This window comes from Cellulophaga baltica 18 (assembly GCF_000468615.2).
GTDB classification, from domain to species: Bacteria; Bacteroidota; Bacteroidia; order Flavobacteriales; family Flavobacteriaceae; genus Cellulophaga; species Cellulophaga baltica.
On sequence record NZ_CP009976.1, the window covers coordinates 601,520 to 614,673 of the forward strand.

Genomic DNA, 13,154 nt, shown 5'->3' on the forward strand with positions numbered 1-13,154 from the left:
CGAGTACTAAAAGACTTACTTTCTAAAGTTTGATTTCACTTATTCTCAAAATATGATTAAAAACACCAAGTTTAGTAATAATTTAATATAAAAATAAACTTTTAACAAAAAATATCACAAATTGAAGCGCACCTTCAAAGATCTTATTCTACCAAATACTTTTTATTCGTAATTACTATCTTTGGCACTTGAAACCAAACAAAATATGAACACTCCTATTGAAGGATTTTCCAAGCTTACCAAGGAAGAAAAAATAGCTTGGATAGCGAAAAGCTATACTACAAATTCTAACGAAACGATTGCCATTTTAAAAAGGTATTGGAATGCTGACGAAACACTACAAAAACTTCATGATGAGTTTATTGAAAATACCATAACTAATTATTATTTACCTCTTGGTATTGCACCAAATTTTCTTATTAACGATACCCTTTATGCCATACCAATGGCCATTGAAGAAAGTTCTGTAGTAGCTGCGGCTAGTAAAGCGGCTAAATTTTGGTTAAAGCGAGGAGGTTTTAAGACAACGGTAATTAATACCGAAAAAGTAGGACAGGTACACTTTATGTATACTGGAGCTTTTGAGAAATTGGAATCCTTTTTTAATTTGATAGCCCCTAAATTAAAAGAAGACGCCAAGGATATTACCAAAAACATGGAGAAACGTGGAGGTGGTATCACCGCCATAACCTTACGTAATAAAACAGCCGAATTAGAAAACTACTATCAACTCCATTGCACTTTTGAAACCCTAGATGCCATGGGGGCAAATTTCATCAATTCTTGTTTGGAGCAGTTTGCAGAAACACTTAAGAATGAATTTGCTAAATCACCAGAATTCAAAGAACATGAGGAGCAGTTAGAAATTGTAATGAGCATACTAAGCAACTATGTACCCAATTGTTTGGTCCGTGCAGAAGTTAGCTGCCCTATAGAACAACTAAACGAAGATAACAATAGTACTGCTCAAGATTTTGCTGAAAAAATTGTTAGAGCCGTGCAAATTGCAAAAGTAGAACCATACCGTGCTGTGACACACAATAAAGGAATCATGAACGGTATTGATGCTGTTGTTTTAGCTACAGGGAACGACTTTAGAGCCATTGAAGCCGGCATACACGCGTATGCCGCGAAAGATGGAAGTTATAGCAGTTTAACTAATGCTAGCATAGAAAATGGCATATTCAAATTTTGGATTGAAATTCCACTTGCTTTAGGAACAGTAGGCGGACTAACAGGTTTACATCCTTTGGTTAAATTAGCCTTAGAAATACTTCAAAATCCTTCTGCCAAAGATTTAATGCAAATAGTAGCTGTAGCAGGTTTAGCACAAAATTTTGCAGCAGTAAGATCCTTAGTTACTACAGGAATACAACAAGGACATATGAAAATGCACCTGATGAATATCCTAAATCAATTAGGGGCATCTGAAGGGGATAAAAAAACTTTAGTACACCATTTCAAACACAACACTGTTACACACAGCGCCGTAATAGCAGCTTATAATAGTTTACAAGAAAAAGAATGATTACGAATTTCTACAGTAACGGAAAATTATTAATCACGGGAGAATATGGTGTTTTAGATGGCGCTATAAGCTTAGCACTGCCTACCAAATACGGCCAAACTTTATCGGTAACGCAAAACACCACCAACACTATACAATGGCAAAGTATAGATCATTTAAAAAAGGTTTGGTTTGAAGTACATTTTAAAATAAATACTTTAGAAATTATAAGTTCTAGCAATCAAGAAACTGCATCGGTTTTACAGAAAATGCTTTTGGAGGCTAAAAAATTAAACCCAACTTTCTTATCCGAAACATTAGGATTTAATATACAAACTTCCTTAGACTTTCCTAGAGATTGGGGCTTAGGTTCCTCTTCAACCTTACTCAACAATATAGCACAATGGGCCAAAGTAAGCCCTTATACCTTATTATGGAATTCATTTTCCGGAAGTGGCTATGATATTGCCTGCGCTAAGCACAACACCCCTATTCTATATCAACTAGACAATACAACACCCAAAGTAACCGAAACAACCTTTCAGCCAACGTTTAAAGATGATATATACTTTGTACATCTGAATAAAAAACAGAATAGTCGAGAAGGTATTTCCACCTATCGCAAAGCGGACTTTAATAAACAGGCATTTATTTCAGAGATAAATGCTTTAACAAAAGCAATTATAGCCTGTGAAGATAGTACTGTATTCAAAAGCCTGCTCACGCAACATGAAACAACCGTCAGTGAGGTCTTAAACATGAAACCTGTAAAAGAACTCTTATTCTCAGATTATAAGGGCGCTATTAAGAGCTTAGGAGCCTGGGGAGGTGATTTTATTTTAGCTGCAGGAGACAATACCACTCCTAATTATTTTAAAGAAAAAGGTTATAATACCATACGCTCTTACAAAGACATGATTTTATGATTCTAAAACAGCCCATAACAAAAAAGGCTTCCCGTTGGGAAGCCTTTTTTGTTATTTTAAATACTAGAACTCTAGTAAAACATTGATCTATTATCTTCAATTTCAGAAGCCGCTTTTAAGGCTTGGTATACTGAAGTATTTACTCTTGTACTGTTTGAAGCCTTTAAGGTATTTGCAAACGTACTATAGTTCTCTAGTTTTGTTGCTGGCGTTTTCTTAGTAACCGTTACCATATACACACCACTTTCTCCTTCAATTAATCCTGAAGTTTTTCCTTCTGCCAAAACATATGCAGTACCCGCAACAGCTGGCTCTCTACCTGCTCCAGCAATTGTTGGTGTTTTCACAGATATTGCAGAAGCCGTAGCTGCAGAAACATTGTTGTCTTTTGCAAAAGCATCAAAAGATTTTCCTTTATTCTTTTCGATAATCATAGCTGCTTTTTTCTGCTTACGCAATATTGGCAATACCACTGGAGAAGCATCTTCAGAGGTCATTAATCCTTTAGCATATTTAGCCGTTAATCTAACAACCGCATAACCATCATTTAAATCAAAACGTTTTACATCTCCTATTTCTGAATCTGAATTGAAAGCCCATTGTACAATTGCACGTTGCGATCCTAAACCTGGTAAATTTTCATCCATAGGATTCAATTTATTTACAGGTCTAACTACATAGTTATCTTGTTTAGCCACCTCTTCAAATTTAGCGCTATTTTCTACCGTAGACATTTCAAATTTAGTAGCATCTTGGAAAAGTAAATCTATTGTCTCTTCAGAAGGCTCTACCTCACGTACCAAGTTTGCAACTTGATAAAGATCTTGCTTTTCTTCTACCTTAACAATATGGAAACCGAAATCTGTTTCTACCAAACCAATAGCACCTGTACCATTATTGAAAACAAAATCATTAAATGGTTTTACCATAGCCCCTTCTTGGAAGAATCCTAAATCTCCACCTCTAGGTCCTGAAGGCCCATCTGAGTTTTCTTTGGCAAGATCTGCAAATACAGCCCCTGATTTTTTAGCTTCAGCTAATACTTCTTTTGCCTTACTTTCTGCCTCTTCTTTAGTTCTTGTCACTTCTTCTCCTGCACTAGTTGCTCCTGCAAAAGCGATAAGGATGTGACTAGCTTTTACATTACCACCAGCACGCTTACCTGTTAGTTTAGAAACTTTAAATGTATTGCCGTCACGGTAAGGACCGTAAATCTGTCCTATATTCATTTTCACTAAAGTATCTGCTACTTTTGGTGATAAGCTAGATTTAGGCTTATATATAGTATCAAACTTAGTATCTGAGTTCACATCTAAAAATGCAATATTGTCTAAAGTGTTTCTAAAACCTCTTACCGTCTCAGTAGTATCTTTAGCTTCATTGAACATTTGAGTATCCCCTAATAAAGCTGTAATTTTTTCTTCTACTTCTTTTTCATCTGACAAAGAAGCTTTTTCTTCGAAATACACAAACTGAATATCTCTGCTATCTTCTTGCTTAAAGTCTTCTGCGTGTGCTTTAACATACGATTCTATTTCACTTTTGCTAACTGCAACTGTGCTATCTAAGATAGAAGCATAAGGAACTCTTACATAACTAATATCAAACTTATCATTAGCCAATTTATAATCTAACTCTCCTTCTTTTAAGGTTGTTCCAACACCAGCTCTAATTAAGTTAAAGTAAATTTGCTCTTTCGCTGCGCGAATGATACTTTGCTCTTCCTGCAACCACTGTTGGTACCCAGCTGGATTATTCAACTTTAAATCTGCAATAAAGCTGATAAATTTATTTTCATCAAAAACACCATTCTCGTTTAAAAATTGTGGTAATTGAGAATAGGTAGGATTCGTTCTTAAGAAATTTACAATTTGATCTTGTTCTACAACAATACCTAATTTTTCAAATTGTTGGTCTAGAATAGCATTTCTTACATTCTGCTCGTAAACATTATTTACAACTTGCATTGAAGATGCATTTGCGCCGTAGCTCTTAGAAGCAATTTCTACTTGCTCTCTAAAACCATCTATTGAAATCTCGTCGCCATTTACTTCAGCTACTGAAGAACCTACCTTTGCACCAGAAAAAGCATTTGTACTGAATATTCCAGAAATTACAAATGCAAATAATGCTAAACCAATGATTAAAATCAAGATGGTAGTTTTTCTTCTAATTTTATCTAAAATTGCCATTATATTATACTAATTTATATCAGGCGACGAAAATACCATTTTTCTTTCAAATACTAAAGACAAAAAATTATTAAAATAAAACCGCTTAACCATAGTGTTATCAAGTGATTAGAATGATACGGTTTTTAAGAAGAAAAAATGATTTAAAATAAGCAGCAGTTAATCTTTGTCTAAAATTTCTAAGGAAACTAAATCAATCTTAGTACTAGACACTTCCAAGACCGTAAACAAGAAGTGATTAATTTTTATTTGAGAATCTTTATCCGGTATCTCCCCTGTTTCATTCACTATTAAACCACCCAAGGTGCCATATTCATCACTTTCAGGAAGCTCTAATCTATAATTCTCATTAATGTAATCAACATCTAAACGTGCAGAGAACTTATAAAACGTTTCTGACACCTGTTCTTCAAACAAATCTGTAGAATCATGCTCATCCTCTATTTCACCAAAAAGCTCTTCTACGATATCTTCTACCGTCATGATACCAGAGGTACCCCCATATTCATCTAACACTACCGCAATACTCTTTCGTTTTTTAGTAAGACTACTTAAAATATCGCTGATAAGCATTGTTTCTGGTACAAACTCTACCGGCATTAAAATGCTTTTTATAGTTTTTGGCTTATTAAAAAGCTCATAAGAATGTACGTAACCTATAATATTATCTACGGTATCCTTATAAATTAAAATTTTAGAATACCCTGTATCCGAAAATCTTTTAGTTAGATTTTTTGGAGACTCATGAATCTCAACAGCTTCAATTTCTGTTCTAGGAATCATAACATCTCTTGCCTTTACCGCAGCAAATTCTAACGCATTTTGAAATATTTGAATTTCAGAATCTACCTCATCCTCTTTTTCTACGGTTTCCATCTGTTCTGTGATGTAGTCCCCTAATTCTATTTTACTAAATGCTAATTGTACCTCATCGCCATCAGTCTTAAAAAAAACTTTCAGAATAATATCTGAAATTTTAATAACAAACTCCGAAATAAACGAAAAAAGAAGGTAAAACAAATATGCAGGTAACGCTAAAGCTTTAAGCAGGCTGTTTGAATATATTTGAAAAAGCACTTTAGGCAAAAATTCTGCCGTTAGCAAAATAACCAATGTAGAAATAACTGTTTGGGTGAGTAAGCTAAAATCTTGAAATAAGGTTTTAAAAATTACACTCTCAAAGGTACCGAAACTCTGAAACCACAACATTAATAAATCACCCATATAAAAACCATACACAACAAGTGCTATGTTGTTACCGATTAACATGGTGGCAATAAATTTAGAAGGCTTTTTGGTTAATCTAGTAAGTATCTTAGCCAGAAAACCATCTTGTTTTTTCTCTATTTCAATGTGAATTTTGTTCGCAGAAATAAAAGCAATCTCCATACCTGAAAAAAAGGCAGAAAGTATTAAACAAAAAATTATGATAACAATTGAGGTTCCCAAAATTATTGATTTTGGTTTTGTTTGTGTTTTTCAAATTTTTTACGGTAGCTTCTTCTAAAGAAAAACATGCCTATAGACATGATTGCAAAAAAGATAAATAGGTAAGCGAATTCACGGTTCTCATTCCAGTCTGTGTAAATGCGGTACAGAGAGAAAAATGCCACAACCAAATATAAGTATTCCGTAAACTTAAAAATCTTAACCATCTATTTCTTTATCTTTTATTATTTTGTATCCGTCTCCTGTTTTATGCGCATTTAAAATCGTAAAATCTCTATTGAAATCCATTCCCATTCCATGAATAAGTGTTCCGTCTTTCTCATCAGAATACTTAAACCTTTCTTGCGTAAAAATCCACTCGTTATGCTGATCGTAATATAACTGCGTTGTTTCTAAACGTTTACCATCTTGCATTTCTATCACTACATTACCCTGCAAATCAATAACGCTAGTGCCGGAATAAATTATTGCATAATCTGACAAAATTACGCTTTTATTACCGTCTTTATCAAAAAACTCAACCCGTATTCCTTTTGGAAAAGTACGATGCGGAAAAGAGAGATTTTCAAAGTCCTCACTAATTTCTCCGGTCAATACAGCAATCTTATTACTTTTAGACACCTCCTCACTTGACAAAACTTCTTTTGCCTCTGTGTATACTAACTTGTAATTTTCCGCAACTCCTTGCGGGTACAAATTCTTTTTAGCTTCTTCTCCGACTCTTTCATAATCATCTGAACAAGCAAAAAAAAGCATTGCCATGGTGTAAACCACAGCAATGCTTTTAAATGTAAATACTTTATTTTTTATCATCTTATAGATTAGGCACTTTTACGCTACCACCTACCCAACAGTTAAAGGTAACAGTTTTACCTGCCATTCCTGAACTAAATATCATTTCTTTTGATGGCGCCTTAGACATGTAACTCGTTACCGCCTGGTTAGATCTACCACTTAAAGAAGGATCAACTCTTCCTGCTTGTCTTGCAATTTCTGCAGCTTTCCAATACATTGCTCTCTTGTCAAAAGCAGTTGCACCACAATCATTAGCACTGTTAGCATATAAAGTTGCTATCAATAAATAAGCCTTTCCGTTAGAAGAATTAGCATCAATTGCTTTCTGAGCATAACTTCTAGCATTAGATCTACTACTTCTAGAATAGCTTGTTGCTATTTTATATAATAAATCTGATTTCTTGTACTTATCCGTTTCTAAATCTACTGCTTTATTAAAGTAAGAAACTGCTGAGCTAGTCTTATTAGCCTTCATCTCTAAATACCCTAAGTATACATATAAATCTGCCGTTGGCTCCATTGCCAATTGTGCATCTAATAATTTCTTAAACATTGGATCATCAGTACATTCTTTGTTGAACATTCTGTTTACCGCTCTTTTTACCCAAGTGATATCACTTTTCTTTTCTTCAAAATTCTTTTGATAAAGAGGAATTAAGTTAGAACAGTCTGCCAAAGCACCTAACTTAGAATCAATACTACCTTCTATTTTACCATAATTTTCTGAATTTTGAGAAGCAGCAGCTAAAATTCTCTTTTCTTTAGAAGTAATAGTACCAGCGTCTTCTTTAGGCAATAATTGCTCAATACGATCTGTTAATTTTTTATTCTCTACACTTATTTGCTCCATTACATTATCGTAAGCATCAAAAACCTCTTGTAAGTCTTTTGATCCTGCATTATGTAATTCTACTAATTCCGTAAAGTAGATATACAATGCTTTTGGATTGCTAAAGTTTGCTTTATCCTGAGTAAAGCCTTTGTCTAATACATCAAAGATTTCTTGCTCAGAACCCATTTTGTTATCGTACATAGCAATACCCTTATCTGCAGCAACACCTGCTACTGTAAAATTAGAAGGGAAGTGAACCAAACTAGCATCGTAAAGATCCATCAAGTCTTTAAAGAAACCTTCTTTTTCAGCTCCTGTTGCTTTTTCAATTTTATAATTTAAAATTCTTTCACCATAAGCAAAGTTTGCTTTGTGTAAACTCGGGCAGTTATCATAAACCATTTTCCATGGTGTGTATGCTGCTTCATAATTCTTAACTTTTACGTGCTCTGAGTATATAGACAGGTTTGTTGTACATTCCGGATTGTTTTGAGCCGACATTGTTCCTACAAAGCCTAAAACCGCTAGGGCTACGATGTAAAACTTCTTTTTCATAATCTAGTATTTAATGGTTAATTAATCTTTCTTTTTCTGAACCATCTATCGTTTAAAGATAGTCCAATGTTTACTTTAAAATAATTTTCTTTGATCAAACCAGCATCGATAGTTCCTCTTTTTCCGATTTCAAAACCGATATTAAGATTAGAGATATCTCTGCCCAATGGTAATCCAGTTCCAAAAGTTATGCCAAAATCATTTATGTCTTCATTATTCACCTTCATTCCTGTCTGAGAAAGCCTCAGACCAGCTCTGTAAGTAACTCTCTTATAGTAACTTGTAAAAGAATTATACTCCGGAACAAAATATCCTCCTATTGCAAAACCACTTGCATCGTTATAGGTTAAATTGTCTACTTCAAAGAAGTCATTTCTATACGTACTCAACTCTTGGAAGGTATATTCGGCCCCTAAAAACCATTTTAAATCTTCCCCAATACCAACTCCCAAGGTAGTCTTGGTTGGTATTCTCACCGGAGCAAATTTTCTAGCTTGCGCATCTAAGTTTACATCAACAACTTCTATTTCTTGACCTGTAACCCTAGAGAAAGAACCTATTGATTGAGAATTCTCCGCATTTAAATTTATCTGAGTATCTACCCCAATAGTTGTGTACAAGGTATATTTTTCAGAAATTTTTGGCGTATAATTAATAGAATAATTAAAATCAAAACCACCTACTTGCGTTTCTCTCCTATCCAATGCACCATACTGCGCATCAGATGATGTTTGAACCCGTGTGGAATTAATAGTACCGAAATTATAATTTACAGTAGCCCCTATAGATATATCATCCAACAATTGGTAGCCCAACGAGAAATAAACCCTATTTAAACCACCGTCACCGGCATAATTATTAATGATAGTTACATCATCAACTGTGGTAGAAGTTTCTAAATCATACCCTACAGAAGTAAAAGGCATTAAACCAAAGCCCATGCCAAAACCTTTACCTAAAGGCACGCCGATAGACAAATAATCTAAATTTGTAACAGAAGTACTTTGACTAGCATCTGAAGTTTTCAAACCAATATTATTGTAGGATATCCCTGCAGCATAGGTCGTTAACATTAACTTACTATACGCGGCAGGATTTTTTAGGTTGATGTGAATACTGTCTCCAACCATACTAATGCCCCCCATCATTTGATTATCTACTGTTCCTGAATTTCTGGTATCTCCTAGACCAAAATAAGAATATGGAGAAACAGTTCCGTTCTGAGCGCTTAATCCTATTGAGCTTAAGAGCACTATTGCAACAAAAATTTTCTTAATCATTTACTTTTTATTGTATTCCAATAAACAATTTAACCCTTCGAGGAGAAATTTTGGATTGGCAAATATGGTATTTTTTGTTCGTTTTGACAAAAATAGCGCATCACCTCCTGTTAAAATAACTGTTAAATTATTAAATCGATGATTATATTGTTCAATTATTCCGTTTACTTCAACCGAAACACCATTTACCACGCCACTGTGAATACATGTTTCTGTAGAGTTTCCAATAAAATCTATTAAATCTTCTTTTTCTAGCTGTGGTAATTTTGCTGTTTGTTGATGCAAGGCCTTATATCGCATTTGTATTCCTGGTGAGATGGCTCCGCCAATATACTCCCCATAATCATTTACCATGTCGTAGGTAATGCACGTCCCCGCATCAATAACCAAAGTATTGCTGTTTGGATTATGATAAAATGCTGCCGTTGCCAATGCAATACGGTCTACACCCAAAGTTTCTGGTGTAGCATATGAGTTTTTAAATGGTGTTTTTGTTTTGTTTGTTAATTGATGCACTTCACAAAACAATGATACCACTGCCATATCTTTTTTATCCAGAACACCTACAGACGATATAATCGCATTTGTAATGTTCGGATAAGCTCCAAAAACCTGTTTTATTCGCTTTACAAATTCTGAAATTGCGAATTGTTCGTGATGAATTTCTGTTTTATCAAGAAAAACAGAAATTTTAATTAAGCTGTTACCTGCGTCTATTATTAGGTTCATGCCTCAAAGTTCTGAAATTATAAAAAAACTTTTCACATTTTTTTCATTTTTTATTTGGATATCGGAAAATAGAAATTATATTTGCAGCCGCTTAACGGCATTGGTGCCTTAGCTCAGTTGGTAGAGCAATGGACTGAAAATCCATGTGTCCCTGGTTCGATTCCTGGAGGCACCACAACAAAAACCCAAACAGAAATGTTTGGGTTTTTTTGTATAAAAAACTGAAAATGAGCCATATATTTATATAAAATATGAAGAACTCAAAAATATATATTTTAGTTTTCACCTCTTTTTGTATCATCATAGGCTTTGTTTACTTGAAATTTGATTTTCCTGAAAGAACCCAAAAGCCAAAAACAGGACAAGAACTTTCAAAAATGTATTGTGCAAGTTGCCACTTGTATCCAGAACCAAAGGTACTTCCTCAACATATTTGGAAAAACACTCTTTTACCTGAAATGAAAAACAGGATGGGCTTAGGTGATCAGAAATCCATCGTTTCCAAAATTGGCTATGATGAATACATCAACTTAGCAGAGAAGGGTGTTTACGCGATTAGTCCAATGCTCTCCCATGAAGAATGGTTGTTAATTGAAAAATTTTATATTGATAATTCCCCTAGCACATCCTCACCTCAAAAGACTAAAGCTGAAAACCACTTACAAATATCCTCTGTTGAGCTCCTCAAAAATTTGGATCAAAAACAGGGATTAACAACCTATTTTGGCGTTCATGATCATCAGCTCATGACATCTAATGTTTTAGGACAATTAAAAGTTACTGACTTAGTTACCAAAAAAAAACATAGTGTACAACTACCAAGCCCTGTAGTCCAAATCAAAAACAATAGTGTACTCTGCATTGGCGGTAACATGAACCCTACGCAAAAAAAATTAGGGAGTCTTCATGAGTTTGATGCTGATTTTAAAAACCAACAACTGATCATTGATAAACTTCATAGACCTGTAGATTTTGAACACGTAGATCTAAATAATGATAGTATTAAAGATTATTTAATCGCAGAATTTGGTAATTACACAGGCCAGATATCCGTAGTAGATGGAAAATCAAAAGAACGAAAAATAATAGCAACAAATCCTGGCGCTAGAAACTTTGTATTGAGAGATGTAAACAATGATGGTCAGATGGACTTTTACGCCTTAACAACCCAAGCAAGAGAGCGTATAAGTCTATTTATAAATGATGGTAATGCTAATTTCAAAGAAACTATTATACTAGACTTTCCTCCACACCACGGCTCAAGCTTTTTTCTCCTTGCAGACCTCAACAATGACGGCAAAGAAGAACTAATCATGGCAAATGGAGACAATGCCGATTATAGCATTGTAAAGAAAAGTTTTCACGGCATACGTATTTTTGAAAACCAGAAGAAAACATGGAAGGAAGTTTATTTTTTCCCATCTTATGGAGCCACAAGTCTTTTAGAGATAGATTTGAATCATGATGGTTTAACAGATCTGGTTTCCTCCTCATTTTTTGTTGAGCCGGAGTTTAGAAAAACGGAGCAAGTCCTTTACTTTATTAATGAGGGTAATTTTAAATTTAAAATAGCACATCCTGAGCTTCCTGAAATACGCCCGATGACCATGAGACTAGGTGATGCAAATCAGGACAATATTAAAGAAATCTACCTTGGAAATTTTGAGTTTCAGGCTAATCCTGATCCCAATTATAACTTTATAGAAGCTGTAATAATCACTCCAGAATTTTAAACCTGAAATCACAACTTATAGTCATCGGGTACCACACTAACAAACGCTAGCTTAAAGCGCTCTTATCCTCCTAAAAGCACTTGGAGTAGTAGCTTCTTTAGCTCTAAAAGTTTTTGAAAATGACTGTAGATTTTCAAAACCACACTGAAACGCAATTTCTGAAAAACTTAGATCGCTCTCAGCTATCATATCCTTAGCCTTATTTAACCGGTGCATTAAGTGGTATTGTTTTAAGGTCATATTGGTTTTTTCCTTAAACAGTTTTCGCAGTAAAGAATAACTAACATTAAACTTTCGAGCAACATCATCAAAAACTATTTTAGATTTTACATGCTCTTTTATATAGCTTTCAACATCAGTTATTATTTTCTCTTTTCTGAAAATTTGATTTTTATTCTTTACGTAATTAGAATAAAGTACCCTCAAAATATCAATAAAAATAAACTGCACTCCTACATCCTCACTAGAAGAATTATTTTTCAAAATAGCAATTAAGGATTCAAACTGCAAGTCAATCTCATAATTGTAACCTATTTGATACACTTGCTGATTCATATTAAACAGCTCGTTCTCAACTAAATATTCCATATAATTCCCCCTAAAAGTCACAGAATATTCCTCCCATAAAGAAGCACTATCCGGCACGCATCTGTACCAAGTATTAGGATAAATAACTAACAGTGTATCCTTAAAAAGTTCTTGTTTTAAAATTTTATCTGATTCGAAAAATCCACTTCCATTTTTAATATAGATAATTTTATGATATTTAGACTTTACTCTAGACCCCCAATCTCTCGTTGTCTTCCTCCTATCGGGAATACTTTTTAAATATTCTAAACTTTGAATAGTGACAGCATGTTCATTCACTGCTTTTTTAGAAGTAAAATTCCATTGAAAATTTTCCATAAATAAGATTTACGAATTAGTTATTATTTTAACATTTTCAAGGAAAAACAAAAAATATGTTACCCTCAAACTTTTAAAATCATTAATCAAATTGTTAAATAAATACACTACAACGTTATAGTTTATCTATCAGTGTCAAAAATGACAAATTAAATATCAAAAATGACAAATTAATACAGTTTTAACATAATACTTTTATTACAAATATGCATTTACAGGTCTTTTTATTAGTAAAATTCATAATCAAAGA

General features: G+C 33.8%; 10 protein-coding genes and 1 tRNA gene. 4 read left to right on the plus strand and 7 right to left on the minus strand.

Translation table 11 applies throughout. The annotated features are described in order from the left end of the window. Window positions 1–205 precede the first annotated feature (205 nt). Window positions 206–1,528, plus strand: a complete 1,323-nt coding sequence (locus tag M666_RS02445; RefSeq protein WP_029444951.1) for a hydroxymethylglutaryl-CoA reductase, degradative — start codon at window positions 206–208, stop codon at window positions 1,526–1,528. Then, complete coding sequence (locus M666_RS02450; RefSeq protein ID WP_029444952.1) at window positions 1,525–2,433, plus strand: GYDIA family GHMP kinase; 909 nt, start codon at window positions 1,525–1,527, stop codon at window positions 2,431–2,433. The genes M666_RS02445 and M666_RS02450 overlap by 4 nt, the downstream gene beginning before the upstream one ends. A gap of 71 nt (window positions 2,434–2,504) precedes the next feature. On the opposite strand, the gene M666_RS02455 is transcribed toward M666_RS02450, so the two are convergent. The 6 genes from M666_RS02455 to M666_RS02485 form a co-directional block, all read right to left on the minus strand. After that, entirely contained in the window at window positions 2,505–4,625 is a 2,121-nt protein-coding gene (locus tag M666_RS02455; RefSeq protein ID WP_024478997.1) for a peptidylprolyl isomerase, read from the minus strand. A gap of 159 nt (window positions 4,626–4,784) precedes the next feature. Next, window positions 4,785–6,014 carry a hemolysin family protein gene (locus M666_RS02460; protein ID WP_051333131.1) on the minus strand — a complete coding sequence of 410 codons (1,230 nt, stop codon included), beginning with the start codon at window positions 6,012–6,014 and terminating at the stop codon, window positions 4,785–4,787. A 258-nt stretch (window positions 6,015–6,272) separates the two neighbouring features. Continuing rightward, on the minus strand, window positions 6,273–6,887 hold the full coding sequence (lptC, locus tag M666_RS02470; protein ID WP_024478999.1) for an LPS export ABC transporter periplasmic protein LptC: 615 nt from the start codon (window positions 6,885–6,887) through the stop codon (window positions 6,273–6,275). Between the two features lies 1 nt (window position 6,888). Further along, window positions 6,889–8,256 (minus strand): tetratricopeptide repeat protein, encoded by a 1,368-nt coding sequence (locus tag M666_RS02475; RefSeq protein WP_029444954.1) that lies wholly within the window; start codon window positions 8,254–8,256, stop codon window positions 6,889–6,891. 17 nt (window positions 8,257–8,273) lie between these two features. After that, window positions 8,274–9,536 (minus strand): BamG family beta-barrel-assembly machinery protein, encoded by a 1,263-nt coding sequence (locus M666_RS02480; protein ID WP_029444955.1) that lies wholly within the window; start codon window positions 9,534–9,536, stop codon window positions 8,274–8,276. Beyond that, on the minus strand, window positions 9,537–10,265 hold the full coding sequence (locus tag M666_RS02485) for a type III pantothenate kinase (protein WP_024479002.1): 729 nt from the start codon (window positions 10,263–10,265) through the stop codon (window positions 9,537–9,539). A gap of 102 nt (window positions 10,266–10,367) precedes the next feature. Between M666_RS02485 and M666_RS02490 the strand changes: the two genes are divergently transcribed. Continuing rightward, window positions 10,368–10,440 (plus strand) — tRNA-Phe (locus M666_RS02490). Window positions 10,441–10,516: 76 nt separating this feature from the next. Then, window positions 10,517–11,998, plus strand: coding sequence for an FG-GAP repeat domain-containing protein (locus tag M666_RS02495; RefSeq protein ID WP_082007877.1), 1,482 nt, complete (start codon window positions 10,517–10,519; stop codon window positions 11,996–11,998). Between the two features lie 51 nt (window positions 11,999–12,049). Here M666_RS02495 and M666_RS02500 read toward each other — a convergent pair whose 3' ends face one another. Then, window positions 12,050–12,904, minus strand: a complete 855-nt coding sequence (locus M666_RS02500) for an AraC family transcriptional regulator (RefSeq protein ID WP_024479004.1) — start codon at window positions 12,902–12,904, stop codon at window positions 12,050–12,052. Window positions 12,905–13,154: the final 250 nt, after the last annotated feature.

What these genes read in the sequence shown, in the direction of transcription:
- M666_RS02445 (WP_029444951.1), top strand. Translation starts at nt 206, where the DNA reads ATGAACACTCCTATTGAAGGATTTTCCAAGCTTACCAAGGAAGAAAAA.
- M666_RS02450 (WP_029444952.1), top strand. Translation starts at nt 1,525, where the DNA reads ATGATTACGAATTTCTACAGTAACGGAAAATTATTAATCACGGGAGAA.
- M666_RS02455 (WP_024478997.1), bottom strand. Translation starts at nt 4,625, where the DNA reads ATGGCAATTTTAGATAAAATTAGAAGAAAAACTACCATCTTGATTTTA.
- M666_RS02460 (WP_051333131.1), bottom strand. Translation starts at nt 6,014, where the DNA reads ATGGAGATTGCTTTTATTTCTGCGAACAAAATTCACATTGAAATAGAG.
- lptC (WP_024478999.1), bottom strand. Translation starts at nt 6,887, where the DNA reads ATGATAAAAAATAAAGTATTTACATTTAAAAGCATTGCTGTGGTTTAC.
- M666_RS02475 (WP_029444954.1), bottom strand. Translation starts at nt 8,256, where the DNA reads ATGAAAAAGAAGTTTTACATCGTAGCCCTAGCGGTTTTAGGCTTTGTA.
- M666_RS02480 (WP_029444955.1), bottom strand. Translation starts at nt 9,536, where the DNA reads ATGATTAAGAAAATTTTTGTTGCAATAGTGCTCTTAAGCTCAATAGGA.
- M666_RS02485 (WP_024479002.1), bottom strand. Translation starts at nt 10,265, where the DNA reads ATGAACCTAATAATAGACGCAGGTAACAGCTTAATTAAAATTTCTGTT.
- M666_RS02495 (WP_082007877.1), top strand. Translation starts at nt 10,517, where the DNA reads ATGAAGAACTCAAAAATATATATTTTAGTTTTCACCTCTTTTTGTATC.
- M666_RS02500 (WP_024479004.1), bottom strand. Translation starts at nt 12,904, where the DNA reads ATGGAAAATTTTCAATGGAATTTTACTTCTAAAAAAGCAGTGAATGAA.